Source organism: bacterium, from assembly GCA_024742285.1.
Lineage (GTDB): Bacteria > Myxococcota_A > UBA9160 > UBA9160 > UBA4427 > UBA4427.
Genome location: JANSYR010000009.1, coordinates 140,118 through 157,599, shown reverse-complemented (window position 1 = coordinate 157,599; position 17,482 = coordinate 140,118). Strand labels below are relative to the sequence as shown.

Here is a 17,482-nt window from a genome sequence, read left to right as displayed (position 1 = left end):
CGAAGGCCTTGGGGGAACGGGCGCGCCCCGGATCAGCGGATCGGGTCGCGGGCGATCTGCAGGACCTCGTTCAGGGAACCGGTCCGGTAGCCCTCGAGGTCGAGAGAGACGTAGCGAAAGCCGAGGGGCTTGATCGCGGCGACGATCCGCGCCGTCATCTCCGGATCGAGGGCGCGCGGCAGCTCGGCGGGATCGACCTCGATCCGCGCCAGCTCGCCGTGATGGCGCAGCCGCACCTGCTCGAACCCGAGCGCGCGCAGCGCTTCCTCGCCCTGCTCGACCTGGCCGAGACGCTCGACCGTGACCTCGGTTCCGTAGGGCAGCCTCGAGGAGAGGCACGCGGAGGCGGGCAGGTCCGCCGTCGGCAACCCCACCGCGCGGGAGAGGTCACGAATCTCCTGCTTCGAGAGCTCGACGTCGAGGAAGGGAGAGAGGACGGCGTGCTCGTCGGCGGCGCGGTGGCCCGGCCGGAAGTCGCCGGTGTCGTCGGTGTTCACGCCGTAGGACACGTGGTCGAATCCGAGCTCGCCGAGCAGGCGGTCCATCGTCTCGAAGAGCTCGGACTTGCAGTGGTAACAGCGATCGGTCGCGTTCGCGCGATAGGCCGCGCTCTCCATCTCGTGGGTCTCGATGAAGCGGTGGGGAAGGCCGAAGCGTTCGACGATCTCCTCCGCCATCTCGCGATGGCTCGCCGGATAGGAGGGCGAGACGGCGGTCACGGCGAGGGCGTCGTCGCCGAGGGCGCGATGGGCCGCCCAGGCGAGATAGCTCGAATCGACGCCTCCCGAGAAGGCGACCATCACGCGGCCGGCCTGGCGCAGCCGCGCGAAGAGGGCGTCCTCCTTCGCGCGCAGGGCGGCGGGGACCTCAGCGGGGCCAGGAGAAGAGGCGGAGGCTGCATCGGCGGGGGCGGTCACGCGGCGAGGTTACGAGGCGACCCGAGGCATTTCAACTCGATCGGCGGCTCGAGGGCGCTGCCGGCGCACCCCGCCGGGCATCCTGCGAAGCGGCGCCGTATCCTCCCCGCATCGAACTCTCGCAGGGGCCACGGTGCCCGAGGGAGTGGACGGAGTCATGGACGGGGGGAACATGGAAAAGCTGCGCGTGGGGCTCCTCTTCGGAGGTCGCTCGGTCGAGCACGACGTCTCGATCGTATCGGCGGCCTCGATCCTCGGTGCGCTCGACCGGGACCGCTACGACGTGTCGTTGATCGGCGTCGATCCAGAGGGTGGCTGGCACCTGATCGATGCCGATGCCCTCGAGGCGCTGCCGGACGCGAGTCTCTCGGACGCCCTCGCCCAGCCCGACGTCTTTCTGCCCGCCACGGCGGGGGCGAGCGAGCTGCAGGCCGCGAACGCCGGGCCGGCGCCGGGGCCCGCGGGTCGTGTCGACGTCGTCTTCCCGATCATCCACGGACGCGGCGGCGAGGACGGCGCGCTCCAGGGCCTGCTCGAGATGGCCGAGCTCCCCTACGTCGGCTCCGGCGTGCTCAGCTCCGCCGCGCAGATGGACAAGGACGTGGCCAAGCGATTGCTCGCCCACGCCGGTCTGCCGGTCACGCCGTGGATCACCTTCTCGCCCGCAGAGCTCGACCGCGAAGGGCTCCCCGCCGCGGCGGAGCGCGTCGAGACCGAGCTCGGTCTGCCGGTCTACGTGAAGCCCGCGAACTCGGGCTCCTCGGTCGGCATCTCCCGCGCCGACGACACCGCGAGCCTCGTCGCCGCGATCGATCTGGCGCGGCGCTACGACCGCAAGGTCGTCGTCGAAGCGAACGTGGACGGGCGGGAGGTCGAGGTCGCGGTCCTCGGCAACGATCATCCCGAGGCGAGCGTCGTCGGCGAGATTCGCGCGACCCAGGCCTTCTACGACTACGACGCGAAGTATCGGGACGACGCGACGGAGCTGATCATTCCCGCGAATCTCGAGCCCGAGCTCGCAGGCTCGATCCGCGCGACCGCGATCGAGGCCTACCGTGCGCTCGGTGCGGAAGGGATGGCACGCGTCGACTTCCTCGTCGATCGCGAGACCCACCAGATCTACGTGAACGAGCTGAACAGCCTGCCGGGCTTCACCAGCGTGTCGATGTATCCGAAGCTGTGGGAAGCGACCGGCCTGCCCTACACGGAGCTTCTCGACCGCCTGATCGAGCTCGCCCTCGAACGACACGATCACCGGTCGAAGCTCGAAACCCACGCTCCGCCTCCTCTGGAACGTTAGGCGTGGTCGCGTCGACCTCCCCGATCCGGCCGAGCGGACTCGATCACGTCGTCCTCCGGGTCGCCGACCTCGAGCGATCGGTCGCCTTCTACGGCGAGATCCTCGGCTGCCCGGTCGAGCGGCGCCTCGACGAGCTCGGGCTCGTCCAGCTCCGGGCGGGGAGTGCGCTGATCGATCTCGTCGGGCTCGACACGCGCCTCGGCCGCGCCGGTGGAGGGCCGGTCGCACCGGACGGCCGCAACGTCGACCACTTCGCGCTGACCCTCGACACCTTCGACGAAGCCGCGATCCGGGCCCACCTCGAAGCCCACGACGTCGAGGCCGGAGACACGGGCGAGCGGTACGGGGCGACGGGCTTCGGACCCTCCATCTACATCCGCGATCCCGACGGGAACGTCGTCGAGCTCAAGGCGCGCGGAGAGAGCGATGGCTGATCCCGCCCTCGAAGCCACGCTCCGCGACGTGCTCGAGACGCTGCAGGAGATGGACCGCGCGAGCCTTACCGAAGGCACCGCCGGCAACGTCTCCGCGCGCACCGACGACGGCCGCGTCGTCCTCTCGCCGACCGCCCTCCCCTATGCGGGCATGACCGCGAACGATCTCGTCGTGACCGATCTCGACGGGGGCGTGCTGCAGGGCGATCGCGCGCCGACCACCGAGATCGACCTCCATCTCGCCTGCCTGCGTCGCCACGCGGACATCCGCTCCGTCGTCCATACCCACGCGGTCCACGCTTCGATGTTCGCCGTGGCCGGCCAGACGATCCCGTGCGTGCTCGAGGAGTTCGAGTACTACGTGGGCGGCGACGTCCTGGTGGCGCCCTATCAGCGGACCGGGACCGCGGCCCTGGGCGAGGCCGCGGCGGAGCGACTCGACGACCGGGCCGCCGTGCTCCTCGCGAACCATGGTCTCGTGGTCGTCGGCGCGAGCGCCGCCGAAGCGCTCCAGTTGACGAAGCTCGTCGAGCGCGCCGCGCGGATCGTCTGGGGCGCGCGGGCCCTGGGCGAACCGATCCCGCTCCCGACGGCGATCCGGGAAGAGTTCGCGGCGTCCTATCTCGACCGCCGGCGCAAGGCGACCGTGCGCGACTGAGACCGCGCCCGGGCGCGCGCTTCGGCTAGCCGAGCTCGGCCTCGAGGGCGCTCTCGAGCGTCGGGTACCGGAACGCGAAGCCCATCTCTTCGAGCCTCGCCGGCACCACCCGCTTGCTGTCGAGCAGCTCGCTGGCGACCTCGCCGAGCGCCGTCCGGATCGCGAAAGCGGGGACGGGCAGGAACGTCGGCCGACCGAGCACCTTTCCGAGAGACCGGGTGAGCTCCTCGTTTCGCACGGACTCCGGGGCGACGGCGTTGATCGCGCCTTCGATCGGCTCGTCGATCGCCCGCTCGATCACCCGCACGAGATCGTCGGCGTGGATCCAGGGGAAGAATTGACGACCGCTCCCGAGCCGACCGCCGACCCCCATCGCGAAGGGCCGGTACATCAAGGCGAGCGCCCCACCTTCCTTCGAGAGGACGACGCCGATCCGGATCTTGACGACGCGCAGCCCGAGGGCCGTCGCCGCGTCCGCCGCCGCCTCCCAGTCCCGACAGACCTTCGCAAGGAAGCCGTCGCCGGCCGGCGTCGATTCGTCGAGCGGCGAATCACCTCCGTCCGCGTAGATCCCGACTGCGGAGGCGCAGACGAGGGTCTTCGGTCGGTCCGCCTCGGCGCGCTCGGCGATTCGCTCGACGAGGCGCCGCGTCGACTCGATCCGGCTGGCGCGGACCCGCGCCAGCCGGGCACGGCTCGGCAGACCGCCGAAGATCGGCTCGCCCGCGAGATGGACGATCGTGTCGACGCCGTCGAGGGCGGTCGTGCCGGGATCGAGTCCGTCCCAGGTCCGCGCTTCGATTCCTGCGGCCGGTGCGCTCCCGGACCGCGAGAGCGAGCGGACCCACGCGAAGCGATCCCGCAGGCCGGGCAGCAACAGGCCGCCGATCAGACCGGTCGCCCCGGTGATCAGCACGCCGCCCGCCCGCTTCTCCGTCGTCGATTCGCCCAAGACGTTTCCTCCGCGGGGAGCCTAGCCGCTGAAGCTGCCGTGGCGCCCCGCGCCCTTCGCGAAGCGCGTGGCACCCTCGCGGGTCTCGCCCGATCGGATCACTTCGAGGCCGAGCTTCGTCTCCGCGAGCAGCGCCGAATCCAGATCGAGGCTCCACTGGGTGATCGCGGACATCCGGTCGTTGCGCATGCACCTCTGTGGGAACGCGGCGATCTCGCGCCCCAGCGCTTTCGCCGCCTCGAGCGCCCCTCCCGGCTCGACGAGCCGGTTCACGAGGCCCATCGTCTTCGCCTCGTCGCCCGAGACGCCGCGACCGGTCAGGATCAGGTCCATCGCATGGCTCTGACCGATCAGGCGGGGCAGCCGGATCGTGCCCCCGTCCACGAGCGGCACGCCCCAGCGGCGACAATAGACGCCGAAGACCGCGTCCCGCGCGGCGACGCGCAGGTCACACCAGACCGCGAGCTCGAGTCCCCCCGCGACGGCGAAGCCCTCGACCGCCGCGATCACCGGCTTGCCGAGGAGCATCCGCGACGGTCCCATCGGCCCGTCGCCGTCCTCCATCACCTTGTTCGCGTTCGATCCCCCGCCGCTCGCCTCCTTCAGGTCGGCGCCGGCGCAGAAGCAGCCGTCCTCCCCGTTCAGGATCGCGACTTCGAGCGCGTCGTCCTCGTCGAACTTCCGGAACGCGTCCGCGAGGGCCGCGGCCGTTTCGCGATCGACGCAGTTACGGACCTCGGGCCGTGTGATCGTGACGACGAAGAGACCGCCGTCCACTTCGGTTCGGACCTTCATGACGGACCTCCGTCTGTGGGGGACCCTGCGATCAGGCGAGTTCGAGGTTGGCGTACTTGACCATCACGGTCTTCACGCCGGCGCGCTCGAACTTGATCCGCAGCTTCTGGTTCAGATCGCTGCCGAGCACCGCGAGGACTTCGCCGCGCCCGAACACCGGATGGCGGACCTGGGTCCCGATCGCGACGCCTTCCCCCTCGCCCGGCTCGTCCTGGGCATAGGAGTAGTCGTATCCGCTCGACGAGCGCGATTCGCTCGAGTCCGTGTAGCGGGATCGCGCGCCGCGGTTCGCCGTGCCGAGCGTCTCGATCAGCTCGTCCGGAATTTCCTGCAGAAATCGACTCGGCGACTGGTAGGAGCGATCGCCGTAACGGAAGCGCTCCGCTGCGCAGGTCAGGAAGAGATGGTCCATCGCGCGGGTCATCGCCACGTAGCAGAGTCTCCGCTCCTCCTCGAGCCCGGCCTCGTCTCGACTCGAGGACGCGTGCGGAAAGATCCGCTCCTCCATCCCGACCAGGAACACGATCGGAAACTCGAGGCCTTTCGCCGAGTGGACGGTCATCATCGAGACCCGGTCTTCCCGGTCCTCGTAGTTGTCGAGGTCCGAGATGAGCGCCACCTGGTCGAGGTAGAGCTCGAGCTCACTCCGTTCCTCGTCGGCGAGCTCGTCCTCGTTCACGGCGTGGAAGTCCCGCGCCGACGAAAGGAGCTCGCGAAGGTTGTCGAGTCGCGCCTCGGCTTCGGGCGTGTCTTCCTTCTCGAGGGCGCGGATGTAGCCGGTCGCGTCCATCACGCGGGCGATCATGTCCTCGAGCGGGAGGCCCTCCAGGGTTCCGCCGATCGCGAGACCGCCTTCCGGGGACGAGCGGAAGTTGTCGAGCATGTCGAGGAAGGCGGCGACCTTGCCGCTCGTGCGCCCGATCAGCTGCCCCTCGACCGCCTCGCGCATCGCCTCCATCAGCGGGAGGCCGCGCGTGACCGCGTGCGCCTCGATCTTCTCCCAGCTCGCCTTGCCGATCCCGCGGGCCGGCACGTTGTAGATCCGCCGGAGCGCCGCGTCGTCGCGCGGATTCACGAGCAGCCGGAGATAGGAGAGGATGTCCTTGATCTCCTTGCGTTCGTAGAAGCGCTGGCCGCCCACGATCGTGTAGGGGATGTCGTACTTGAGGAGCTCTTCTTCGAAGGAGCGCGACTGGGCGTTGGTCCGGTAGAGGATCGCGATGTGGCCGAAGGGGACGTCCTCGGCGCGATTCGCGGCGAGGATGTTCTTGACCACGAACTGCGCCTCTTCCCGGTCGTCCTCGGCCTCGTAGAAGCGGATCGGCGAGCCGCCTTCCTGCTCGGTGAAGAGGTCCTTGTCCTTGCGGTCGTAGTTGTTCTGGATGACCGCGGAGGCGCCGGACAGGATCGGCTGGGTCGAGCGGTAGTTCTGCTCGAGCTTGATCACCGTCGCGTCGGGATAGTCCTGCTCGAAGTCGAGGATGTTCCGGATGTCCGCGCCGCGCCACGCGTAGATCGACTGGTCGGGGTCGCCGACGACGCACAGGTTCCGATGGCCCGCGGCGAGCTGACCGATCAGGCCGTACTGCACGCCGTTCGTATCCTGGTACTCGTCGACGAGGATGTAGCTGTACTTATCACGGTAGTAGTCGAGGACACGGGGGTGCTTGCGGAAGAGCTCCGCGGTCAGGAGCAGCAGATCCCCGAAGTCGAGGGCCTCGGCATCGCCGAGCTTGCGCTGATACTTCGCGTAGAGCCCGGCGATCATCTCCTCGTCGAGATCCTTGGCACGCTCCGCGGCGGCAGGCGGGAGCAGGCCGGCATTCTTCCACTGGTCGATCTGCCAGCGAATGCGCCGCGGATCGTGAACCTTCGGGTCGAGGCCGTCGGCCTTGAGCACTTCCTTGATCACGCCGAGGGTGTCCGCGTCGTCGTAGATCACGAAGCCGCGGCTGCGCGCGAGATGGCCAATGTCACGCCGGAGGATCCGAACGCCGATCGAGTGGAACGTCCCGATCGAGATGTCGCCCATCGCCGGACCGAGGAGCTTCTCGACGCGCTCCTTCATCTCGCCGGCGGCCTTGTTCGTGAACGTGACGGCCAGGATCTGCTCGGCCGGAATCCCGCAGACGCCGACCAGGTAGGCGATCCGGTTCGTGAGGACGCGGGTCTTGCCGGAGCCGGCCCCGGCCAGGACGAGGAGCGGGCCTTCGGTCGTCTCGACCGCCTTGCGCTGGGCCGGATTCAGGCCGGCGAAGATCTGCTCCGTCAGGTCGCCCGGCGTCGCGGAAGGATGCGGTTCGGGCTCGGCGGGGCCGTCGAAGAGTTCGTCGAGATCGGCGTCGAAGTCGGAGTTCACGCGCTGTCCGAGGGTGTCGGGCCGAGAGTTCGGCCAGGAGGGGGCGAGCGGCGTTGGGGGGACGCGATCGCGTGGACGGGGTCCGGGGAATCTACTCGACGTGCCGAGGCGTGGCGAGCGTGCGCGGCCCCGGACCACGCCCGCGGGTACCCGTGCGACCGCGCGTCCTCCTGTAAAGGCTTCCGCTCGCTACGATGAACGGGTCCGGTCACGCTCGAGGTGCTCATGCTGTTGTCCCCCCGTCCCGGTTCGACGCCTCCGATCCTCTTCGCGTCCATCCTTCTCTGTCTCACCGCGCTTCCCGCCTCGGCCCAGTTCGCCTTCGCACCGCCAGTCTCGCTCGCCACCGGGCTCAACCCCTCCCAGGTCGCCGCCGCCGACTGGACGGGCGACGACGACCTCGACCTGATCGTCGTGAACCGCGCTTCCGACGACGCGAACGTCTTCGCCGGTGACGGCGCCGGCGGCTTCACGCTGATCGAGACCTTCGCCGTCGGAAACTTTCCGCAGGGCGTGATCGCGGCGGACCTGGACGGCCTCGGCGGAATCGACCTCGTCACGACGAGCGTTCCGTTCAATACGGGAAACGTCTCCGCCTGGCTCGGCAACGGCGACGGGACGTTCCAGACTCCAGTGATCGGCGTGACCGACGACGGTCCGCGCAGCGTCCAGGCGGTCGACTTCGACGGCGACCTCGCCCTCGACCTCGTCACGCCGAACGCACAGCGCGGCAACATCTCGGTCTTTCTGGGCGAGGGGGACGGCACGTTCGGCCCGGAGATCCGCACGCCGATCGGGTCCGCGGCCGCGTTCCCGACCGATCTCGCGGTCGCCGACTTCGACGGCGATCTCCTGCTCGACGTGATCACGAGCAACGCGCAGAGCGCGGACAATTCGCTCGGCCTGGTCCTGGGCGACGGAGACGGCACCTTCGGTCCGCCGACGGCGATTCCCACGACCTGCACTCGTCCGGAGTCCGTCGTCGCAGGCTTCTTCGACGCCGACGCGAACGTCGACGTGGCGGTCGCCTGCTTCCAGTCGGACGAGATCGCGGTCCTGCTCGGCAATGGCAACGGGACCTTCGCCGCGCCCGTTCGCTACGGGATCGGCCCCGGGGCCGGCGACAATCCGTATTGGATCCTCGCGGAGGACATGGACGGCGACGGCGAGCTCGACCTCGTGACGGCGAACAACGGAAGCTTCAGCGTCTATCCCGGAGTCGGCGACGGCACCTTCGGAGCGCCGACCGTCGTGCCCTCCGTCAGCAGCTTCTTCGGCGCCGTGGCCGCGGACTTCAACGAGGATGGGCGCCCCGACCTCGCGCTCGCGGACTTCGGGGGAGACTTCTTGAGGGTCTACCTCGGCCAGGCGCCGACGCCGGTTCCGGGTCTCGGCCTCGGCGGCGCCGCGATCGGGGCGCTCCTCGCCGCGGGCTTCGCGGGGCTGCGCATGGTCCGCCGGCGCTAGTCAGGCGCGTTCGGTCGGGTCCGACGTCACGTCGGTCGGGCGCCCGGCGACGAAGGTCTCCGCCAGGGCCAGATGCTCGGCGTAGGGAGGAGCGGATCGCGTCGCCGCCCGTCCGCCACCGAAGCACTCCTTGAAGGCCTGCATCCGACGAAGCGGCGCTTCGAGGAGCGCGTCGGGCGCCGACTCCAGATGGGCCAGGACCTCGTCCCGGAGATCGGCCTTCGAGCAGACCAGGATCGAGTCGACCCCCGCCTCGAGAACGCCGATCGAGCACGCATGGGAAGACCAGTGATCCGCCATCGCGCGCATCTCGATGTCATCGCTGAAGACGAGGCCATCGTAGGCGAGCTCGCCGCGCAGGATCTGCATGACGTCCCCGGAGAGCGTGGCCGGGCGTTTTTCGTCGAGGCGCGGGAAGAGCACATGAGCGGTCATGATGCTCGCGACCCCCGCCTCGACCGCCGCCCGGAACGGCGGCAGCTCGATCTCGCGCAGGCGCGCCAGATCCAGGTCGAGCTTCGGGAGGGCGAGATGGCTGTCGAGATCGGTATCCCCGTGGCCGGGGAAATGCTTCGCGCAGGCCGCGACGCCTTCGTCCTGCAGCGCCTCGATGAACGCGGTCGCGTGGGCGGAGACGATCTCGGGCGTCCCCCCGAAGCTCCGGTCTCCGATCACCGGATTGTCCGGGTTGCTGTCGACGTCGACCACGGGCGCGAAGTCGAGATCGAAGCCGCAGTCCCGGAGCTCCATCGCGAGGGCACGGGCGAAGCGCGCGGTGTCCTCGGGCGTGCGCTGCCCCAGGGCGCGCATCGGTGGCCACTCCGTCCAGGGCGCGCGCAGGCGCTGGACCCGGCCGCCTTCCTGGTCGAGGGCGACGACGAGCGGGGCCTCGCTCGGCGCGAGCGCGTGGAGCTCGGCGACGACCCGACGCACCTGCTCCGGATCGCGGACGTTCCGCTTGAAGAGGATCACGCCACCGACGCGACCCGTTCGAACGAGTGCAGCGAGATCGTCGGGAACCTCGTGGCCGGGATAGCCGACGAAGAGGAGCTGGCCGGGATGGGCGGCGGCCGACACGGGCTAGCTCGCGTCCGCGGTCACGAGCGTCCGCTCGAGCCACGGGTTCAGCATGCGGCCGCGGGGATCGAGCGCTCGGCGCACCCGCTGGAAATCGTCCCATCTCGGGTAGCGCTCGCGCAGCGCGTCGGCATCGAGGCCATGCATCTTTCCCCAGTGCGGACGTCCCTCGTAGCGGACGAGGATCGGCTCGATCAGATCGAAGGCCGGGCGCTGATCTTCGTCGGCGAACTGATGAACCGAGATCGTGCAGCCGGCGCGACCTTCGAACATGCTGAGCCAGACGTCGTCTTCCTTCACGTACCGGACCTCGATCGGGAACACGAGTGGGAGGTTCGTCCGATCGATCGCGTCCAGGATCTCACGCACGCAATCGACACCGACCTCCGCCGGCACCATGTACTCCATCTCCCGAAAGCGCGTGAAGCGCGCGTGGGCGCGCACGAGATGGGCCGGACCGGAGCGCACGTCGGCGGCCCCCTCGCCGAGCGCCTCCCAGACCACCTGGCGATAGACCGCCGGGTCGCCGCCGACGGCCTGCCAGGCCGCACGCAGCTGCTCGACGGCGGTCGGGTCCTCGTGGAGGTCGATCTCCGTCGAATCCGTCGCGTCCGTCGTCATCACCAGCGAGAGCCCGGACCGGGGCATCGGCATGAACTCCATGTGCATGTGATCCGCGGCGAGGCGCTCAGCGTTCGCCAGCACCTCTTCGACGGGCGCCGTCCAGGTCCGCTCCTCGACGTTCATCGGCACCGTGTTCGACATCCGAACGCGGGAAGTCACCCCGAGCGCGCCGACCGAGCAGCGCGCCGCGTGAAAGACCTCGGCCTCCCGCTCTCGATCGCAGGTCAGGACGTCCCCCGATGGCGTCACGAGCGTCAACGCCTCGACGTACGAAGACATCGAGCCGAACGCGGGTCCCGTTCCGTGGGTCGACGTCGCGAGGGCACCGGCGAGGGCCTGGTCGTCGATGTCCGGCTGGACGGTCAGGAGCTGGTCGTGCCGAGCCAGCTCCGGTCCGAGGGCGTGCAGACGCGTCCCCGCCCAGATGTCGGCGCGGCGGCCCGCGGCGTCCGCCGCGATCACACCGCGCATCCGATCGAGGGAGACGAGGGTCCCGTCGGTCGCCGCGACCGGCGTGAAGGAATGGCCCGAACCCACCGGGCGGATCGGGCCGGCGCCGCGCCGCAGGATCGACGCGAGCTCGTCCTCGTCCCGGGGCGCGAGACGCGCCGCCGGCCGGCACGCGTGATCCCCGGCCCAGTTGCGCCAGGCGAGGCGGCGCTCCGGCGTCGGCGCGGCACAACCGGGAATCGAAACGAGCGCCATCGCCGCGAGACCGTCCCGGATCAGCTCCCGTCGCGTGCAGTTCTTCACGGCGTCGGAACCTCGATCTCCGACCCCGTCACCATCAGCGCGATCGCCGCGCGGAGCTCCGACTCGCTGCACCAGGCGCAGCTGCCGAGCGGCGGCATGTTCCCGTGTCCAGCGATCACGCGCTCGAGCAGGACCTCGAAGTCCCGGGTCTCGCGCGCGTTCCAATCTCCGGGTACCCCCGCGGCGGGCACCCCGGACAGGCCGCTGGCGTGACAATGAGCGCAGGCGAGAGCGAAGGCCTCGGCGCCGCCCTCGGCGCCCTGCGACTCGAGGGTCGGCGCGCAGCCGATCAGGCCCGCGGAGAAGACGGCCGCGACGAACGCGAACGAACGGTGCATCGATCCCTCCCGCCGCTCCCGGCGAGCGACGGAGAGAGACTATTCGACCGTCACGCTCTTCGCGAGGTTCCGCGGCTGGTCGACGTCGGTGCCCTTCAGCGTCGCGATGTGATAGGCGAGCAGCTGGAGGGGGACGACGGCGAGGATCGAGGTCAGATAGTCGCCGAGATCGTCGATGTAGAAGACGTCGTTCGCCTTCTCGGCGATCTCTTCGTCGCCGGTCGAGGCGAGGGCGATCACCTGACCGTCCCGGGCGCGGACCTGCTCGAGGTTCGAGACCAGCTTGTCGTGGAGCTCGCCCTTCGTGGCGATGCAGACCACGGGCATGTTCTCGTCGATCAGTGCGATCGGACCGTGCTTCATCTCGCCGGCGGCATAGCCCTCGGCGTGGATGTAGCTGATCTCCTTGAGCTTGAGCGCGCCTTCCATGGCGATCGGGAACATGATTCCGCGGCCCAGGAAGAGGAAGTCCTGCGCCTTGAAATACTTGCGCGCGACGCCGAGGATCTCCTGGTCGAGCTCGAGTACGCCCTCGACCATGCGCGGCAGGCGCATCGCGTCGTGGAGCTTCTCGCGGATCTCGTCGTCCGAGAGGAGCTGGCGGACGATCCCGAGCTTGAGCGCGACCAGGTAGAGCGCGATCGCCTGGGTCACGAAGGCCTTCGTCGAGGCGACGCCGATCTCGGGACCCGCCTGCGTGTAGAGCACGTCGTCGCTCGCCCGCGCGATCGTCGACTCGCGGACGTTGCAGATCGCGAGGATCCGCGCGCCCTGCCCCTTCGCCTCTTCGAGGGCGGCGAGGGTGTCCGCCGTCTCGCCGGACTGGGATACGGGGATCACGAGACGACGCGAGCCGACGATCGGCTTGCGGTATCGGAACTCGCTCGCGAGATCGACCTCGCAGGGGATCCCGGCGATCTGCTCGATCATGTACTTGCCGAGGAGCGACGCGTAGTACGAGGTCCCGCAGGCGACGAGGGTCACGCCCTGGCAGTCGTCGAGCCACGCCTTGTCGAATTCGATCCCGTCGAGGTCGACGCCCTGCTCCGCCTCGTTCACGCGGGTCCCGATCGTGTCGGTGATCGCGCGGGGCTGCTCGAAGATCTCCTTCTGCATGAAGTGGTCGTAGCCGCCCTTCTCGGCGGAGACCGGGTCCCACTGCACGACGCTGAACTCGCGATCGATCGGCCGGCCTTCGATGTCGCAGACCTGGATCCCCTCTTCCGTCAGGACGGCGAAGTCGCCGTCGTGGAGGGAGAGGAGATCGCGCGTGTACGGCAGGACGGCGGGGATGTCACTGGCGAGGAAGGCCTGCTTGTCGCTCTGACCCACGATGATCGGCGAGCCCCCGTTCTTGGCCGTCACGACCGTGTCGGGGGCCGCGTCGCAGATCGCCGCGAGGGCGTAGGAGCCTTCGAGGTCGTGGCACGATTCCCGGACCGCGGTCAGCAGGTCCTGGCCGTCCCGCACCCGCTCGTCGATCAGGTGGGCGATCAGCTCGGTGTCCGTGTCGGATTGGATCTCGGCCCCGCGACGCTCGAGCGCCGCGCGCAGCTCGCGGTAGTTCTCGATGATGCCGTTGTGGACGATGACGACGCCGCCGGCGCGATGGGGGTGGGCGTTCCGCTCGGAGGGCTTGCCGTGGGTCGCCCAGCGGGTGTGGCCGATTCCGCAATGACCCTGGAGCGGCTTCTCGCGCAGAGTGCCCTCGAGGTTGATCAGCTTGCCCTTCGCGCGGCGGACCTCGATCGACCCGCCTTCGAGGATGGCGACACCGGCCGAGTCGTAGCCCCGGTATTCGAGTCGCCGAAGACCATCGACGAGAACGTCGACGGCCGCATGTTCACGGCCCACATATCCAACAATCCCACACATTTGAGCTTGCTCCCGGCCGCGCCTTCTGACGCCACTCTGCGTTGGAAATGCTCGACGTGCGGGAGCACGCCTCCGCTTTCCGCCTTGACTGGCGTCAGAAATCGCAGCCTGCGTTTCTTGAGTTGGTTCCCGGCCGCGCCTTCTGCTTCTGACGCCACTCTGCGTTGGAAATGCTCGACGTGTGGCGCCAGAAATCGCGGCCTGCGTTTCTGGCGTTCGGTTTTCTACTTGCGGCGCTTCGCGCCGGGCTGCTTCTTCGAGGCTTTCTTTTTCGTGGCCTTCTTGGCTGCCTTCTTTCTTGCAGCCTTCTTCTTCGCCGCGGCCTTCTTCTTTCGGGTCGGACGCTTCTTCGGGACGGACTTCGGAGCAGATGCCGCTGACGGGGCGTCGGTTCCGGCTTCGGCGGAGGTCGAGGAACGAGGCCGGGCGCGGCCTTCCTTGCGGGCGACCCAGCCCTCGATGTTGCGCTGCTTCGTGCGCGCCAAGGCGAGAGCGTCCTCCGGGACGTCCTTCGTGACCGTGGACCCGGCAGCGACGAAGCCGTGGGGCTCGATCGTGACGGGCGAGACGAGGTTGGCGTTGCAGCCGATGAAGGCCTGGTCGCCGATCGTGCTCCGGGTCTTCTTGTAGCCGTCGTAGTTCACGACGATCGCGCCGCAGCTGAAGTTCACGCCGGCGCCGACGTCGGCGTCGCCGATGTAGCCCAGGTGGGCGGCCTTGCTACCGGGACCCAGCGTGGAGTTCTTGATCTCGACGTAGTTGCCGATCTTCACGCCCTCGCCGAGGCGGCTGCCGGGGCGCAGATGGGCCGACGGGCCGATCGTGACGTCGTTCCCGAGGCGGCTCTCCTCGATCACGCAGCCGGCCTTCACGTGGCAGCCTTCGCCGAGAGAAGAGTCGCCGGTGATCACGACGCCGGGCTCGATGATCGAGTCGCGACCGATCGTGACGTCCGCGTCGATGTAGACCGTGTCCGGGTCGATGAAGGTCACGCCCTCGGCCATGTGCTCGCGGGCGATGCGCCGGCGCATGTAGGCGGTCGCGTCGGCGAGCTCGACGCGGTTGTTGATGCCCATGCACTCGTCGGGGTCGGGAGTCTCGACCGCCTCGACGCGCAGACCGCGCGAGACGGCGAAGCCGACGATGTCGGTGATGTAGAGCTCGCCCTGGGCGTTGTTCGGGCGAAGCGCGGCGAGCCCGTCGCGGAGGAGATCCGCGGAGAAGAGATAGACGCCGGTGTTGCGCTCCTCGAGCTCGAGCTCTTCCGGCGTGGCGTCCTGGGCCTCGATGATCCGGGAGACACGACCCTGCTCGTCCCGGGCCACGCGACCGGGAATGTTTCGGGTGCGCGCGGTCAGGACCGCGAGATCCGCGCCGCGCTCGCGCTTCGTCTTCGCCATCTGCTCGAGGGTCTCGGGAGAGAGGAGCGGGGTGTCGCCGTAGAGGACGAGCACGTCGCCCCCGACCTCGCCGAGGGTCGGCATCGCGACCCGCACCGCGTGCCCGGTCCCGTTCTGCTCCTCCTGGAGGACGAATTCGGCCTCGCCTTCGAAGCGCTCCTTCACCTCGTCGGCATCGCGGCCGACGACCACGATCAGGCGAGCGGGATCGAGGCGGCGCGCGTTGCGGAGCACGTGGCCGAGCATCGGAACACCACAGAGCTCGTGGAGCACCTTCGCGCGGCGGGACTTCATGCGCGTACCCTGACCCGCGGCCAGGACGATCACCGACACCTCGCTCAACTCGCTGATCCTCCGTCCGGGCGCCCGACCCGCCCTCGCACGCGAATCCGGCCCGCCCGGGTGAGTGTCCTTCCCGCGTCGTTAGGAGGCGGGAAAACACGCCGTCTGCATCGGCCCGCCGACTGGCGGACTCAAGCGCGCAACCTACCCGCAACATTGGAGAATCCGGCCTGCAGGACGGAGACCGCCAGCGGCCGGGTCAGGCACGCGGAGGGCACCGAGGGTATGGCGGATCCCCGCACCGGTCGCGTCGCCGACTCCCCACGCCCCCGGAACGTCTTGGGACGGACACCCTTCGGGGCACGACCGTGCCGTCCACGACCCATGGATTGGACTCGCGAGCCTGTTCCGTCCAGCGCCGCTTCCCTACCCTCGGTGGGTGTCATCCGCCGCGCGCCGAGGCGGTGACCGTCCCTCGCAGTCTGCCGCGAGATGCCAGCGCCCTCCGCCAGCGACCTCGTCCACCACGCGCGTCGCAGGAGCCCTCCCATCCAGGTCCACGGAAACACGACCGGCCTCAAGGCCAGCCAGGTCAAGGCCCTCGAACGTCTCGGACGCCGCCGCCTCTCGGACGATCTCCTCGTCACCAATGAACTCGCTCGCGAGCTGACCGAGCTCTCGAGCGACGTGCGTCGCCAGGTCGGGGTCCTGCTCGACCGCTCCGGATCCGTCCAGCACGTGATGATCGGCAGCGGCTCGGGCATCGAGCTCCCCGACTGGGGCCGCCTGCGTGCCGGCCGCGGACGCCTCCGGGGCCTGCGGCTCGTCCACACGCACCTCGCCGGCGAAGGGCTGACCCGCGACGACGAGACCGACCTCGCCCTCCTCCGGCTCGACGCGGTCGTTTCGATCGAAGTCCGGGACGACGGCCTCCCCGGGCTCGCCCACGCCGCGTCCCTCGCGCCAGCGAACGACGACGGCCGCTCGGTCGAGAAGCTCGACCCGGTCCATCCGGCCAACTTCGACTTCGAGTTCAGCACCTGGATCCGCGACCTCGAGAACGAACTCTCGCGCGCGACCGAAGGCCAGGAAGTCGCGGAAGGCGAACGTGCGATCCTCGTTTCCGTCACCGCCGGCCGTGACCGCGAGACCCTCGAGATGCACGTGGACGAGCTCCGGGAGCTCGCCCGCGCCGCGGGGGTCCACGTCGTCGACGTCGTGACCCAGTCGCGTCCCAAGGTCGATCCGCGCACGGTGATCGGCGCCGGCAAGCTCTCGGACCTCGTGATCCGATGCTTCCAGAGCGACATCGACCTCGTCATCTTCGACCAGGACATGACGCCGGCCCAGGCGCGCAACCTCTCCGAACGGATGGAGCTGCGCGTCATCGACCGGACCCAGCTCATCCTCGACATCTTCGCCCAGCGCGCGTCCACGGGAGACGGCAAGCTCCAGGTCGAGCTCGCTCAGCTCCGCTACCGCATGCCTCGCCTCGCCCAACGCGCGGATCTCTCGCTCTCTCGCCTCGCGGGCGGGATCGGCGGCCGCGGCCCCGGCGAGACGAAGCTCGAGAGCGACCGTCGCCGCGTCCGCGACCGGATCACCCGCCTCGAACGCGAAGCGAAACGGCTCACGAAGCAACGTGAGGGACGGCGCCGCAAGCGCGGCCGCCGCGGCGTGCCCGTCCTCTCGATCGTCGGCTACACCAACGCGGGCAAGAGCACGCTCCTGCGCGCGCTCACCCAGAGCGACGTCCACGTCGAGGACAAGATGTTCGCGACCCTCGACCCGGTCTCGCGACGGCTTCGCTTCCCGCGTGAGCGCGAGGTGATCATCACGGACACCGTGGGCTTCATCCGCGACCTGCCCGAGGACCTCGTCGCCGCGTTCCACGCGACCCTCGAGGAGCTTCGCGACGCGAGCCTGCTGCTCCACGTCGTCGATGCCGCGAGTCCGGACATCGATCGACGGATTCGCGCCGTCCGCGACGTGCTCGGCGAGCTCGGCTTCGACCAGAAGCCGGAGCTGCTCGTGTTCAACCAGATCGACCGGCTGGACGAGGCCGAGGCCCAGGCCCTCGCGCGTCGCTACCAGGCGATCCCGATCTCCGCGCTCACGGGCGTTGGCCTGCGCGAACTCCTGACCGAAGCGGAAGAGATCCTCTGGGACGACGAGGATCGCGTCCCCGGAGAAGAAGACCGCTTCGTCGACCTCGCCGCGTCCGGACGTTAGGCCGGACGCCACCCCGCCG

14 protein-coding genes are annotated in these 17,482 nt (G+C 69.4%); 5 read left to right on the top strand and 9 right to left on the bottom strand.

Annotated elements, in window-relative coordinates; all coding sequences use genetic code 11:
* Window positions 1–32: 32 nt before the first annotated feature.
* The gene (gene larE, locus NXI30_17255; protein MCR9095973.1) at window positions 33–917 is read right to left on the bottom strand and encodes an ATP-dependent sacrificial sulfur transferase LarE; all 885 of its coding nucleotides are present in this window, start codon (window positions 915–917) and stop codon (window positions 33–35) included.
* 172 nt (window positions 918–1,089) lie between these two features.
* Here larE and NXI30_17250 point away from each other — a divergent pair, with 172 nt between their 5' ends.
* Genes NXI30_17250 through NXI30_17240 form a run of 3 tightly spaced genes read left to right on the top strand, consistent with a single transcriptional unit; the run spans window position 1,090 to window position 3,309 of the window.
* Window positions 1,090–2,217: a D-alanine--D-alanine ligase gene (locus tag NXI30_17250; GenBank protein ID MCR9095972.1), complete on the top strand. Its 1,128-nt coding sequence runs from the start codon at window positions 1,090–1,092 to the stop codon at window positions 2,215–2,217.
* A 2-nt stretch (window positions 2,218–2,219) separates the two neighbouring features.
* A complete protein-coding gene (locus NXI30_17245) occupies window positions 2,220–2,651 on the top strand; it encodes a VOC family protein (protein ID MCR9095971.1) in 432 nt (143 codons plus the stop codon).
* The gene (locus tag NXI30_17240; protein ID MCR9095970.1) at window positions 2,644–3,309 is read left to right on the top strand and encodes a class II aldolase/adducin family protein; all 666 of its coding nucleotides are present in this window, start codon (window positions 2,644–2,646) and stop codon (window positions 3,307–3,309) included. Before NXI30_17245 ends, NXI30_17240 begins: the two co-directional genes overlap by 8 nt.
* Window positions 3,310–3,334: 25 nt before the next feature.
* Here the strand turns inward: NXI30_17240 and NXI30_17235 are convergent, their stop codons facing one another.
* The 3 genes from NXI30_17235 to NXI30_17225 are packed head-to-tail and all read right to left on the bottom strand — an operon-like array spanning window position 3,335 to window position 7,415.
* Window positions 3,335–4,261 (bottom strand): TIGR01777 family oxidoreductase, encoded by a 927-nt coding sequence (locus NXI30_17235; protein ID MCR9095969.1) that lies wholly within the window; start codon window positions 4,259–4,261, stop codon window positions 3,335–3,337.
* Window positions 4,262–4,282: 21 nt separating this feature from the next.
* Complete coding sequence (locus NXI30_17230; GenBank protein ID MCR9095968.1) at window positions 4,283–5,056, bottom strand: crotonase/enoyl-CoA hydratase family protein; 774 nt, start codon at window positions 5,054–5,056, stop codon at window positions 4,283–4,285.
* Window positions 5,057–5,087: 31 nt separating this feature from the next.
* On the bottom strand, window positions 5,088–7,415 hold the full coding sequence (locus tag NXI30_17225) for a UvrD-helicase domain-containing protein (protein ID MCR9095967.1): 2,328 nt from the start codon (window positions 7,413–7,415) through the stop codon (window positions 5,088–5,090).
* A gap of 225 nt (window positions 7,416–7,640) precedes the next feature.
* On the opposite strand from NXI30_17225, the gene NXI30_17220 reads away from it, so the two are divergent.
* A complete protein-coding gene (locus NXI30_17220) occupies window positions 7,641–8,882 on the top strand; it encodes a VCBS repeat-containing protein (GenBank protein MCR9095966.1) in 1,242 nt (413 codons plus the stop codon).
* Here the strand turns inward: NXI30_17220 and nagZ are convergent, their stop codons facing one another.
* The 5 genes from nagZ to glmU all read right to left on the bottom strand — a co-directional run bounded on the left by nagZ (window position 8,883) and on the right by glmU (window position 15,282).
* Window positions 8,883–9,959 (bottom strand): beta-N-acetylhexosaminidase, encoded by a 1,077-nt coding sequence (gene nagZ, locus NXI30_17215; GenBank protein ID MCR9095965.1) that lies wholly within the window; start codon window positions 9,957–9,959, stop codon window positions 8,883–8,885.
* 3 nt (window positions 9,960–9,962) lie between these two features.
* Complete coding sequence (locus tag NXI30_17210) at window positions 9,963–11,336, bottom strand: FAD-binding protein (protein MCR9095964.1); 1,374 nt, start codon at window positions 11,334–11,336, stop codon at window positions 9,963–9,965.
* A complete protein-coding gene (locus NXI30_17205; GenBank protein ID MCR9095963.1) occupies window positions 11,333–11,674 on the bottom strand; it encodes a c-type cytochrome in 342 nt (113 codons plus the stop codon). The genes NXI30_17210 and NXI30_17205 overlap by 4 nt, the downstream gene beginning before the upstream one ends.
* Window positions 11,675–11,713: 39 nt before the next feature.
* Window positions 11,714–13,549 carry a glutamine--fructose-6-phosphate transaminase (isomerizing) gene (glmS, locus tag NXI30_17200; GenBank protein ID MCR9095962.1) on the bottom strand — a complete coding sequence of 612 codons (1,836 nt, stop codon included), beginning with the start codon at window positions 13,547–13,549 and terminating at the stop codon, window positions 11,714–11,716.
* A 224-nt stretch (window positions 13,550–13,773) separates the two neighbouring features.
* A complete protein-coding gene (glmU, locus tag NXI30_17195) occupies window positions 13,774–15,282 on the bottom strand; it encodes a bifunctional UDP-N-acetylglucosamine diphosphorylase/glucosamine-1-phosphate N-acetyltransferase GlmU (GenBank protein ID MCR9095961.1) in 1,509 nt (502 codons plus the stop codon).
* Between the two features lie 441 nt (window positions 15,283–15,723).
* Between glmU and hflX the strand changes: the two genes are divergently transcribed.
* Entirely contained in the window at window positions 15,724–17,463 is a 1,740-nt protein-coding gene (gene hflX, locus NXI30_17190; protein ID MCR9095960.1) for a GTPase HflX, read from the top strand.
* The last annotated feature ends 19 nt before the right edge of the window (window positions 17,464–17,482 follow it).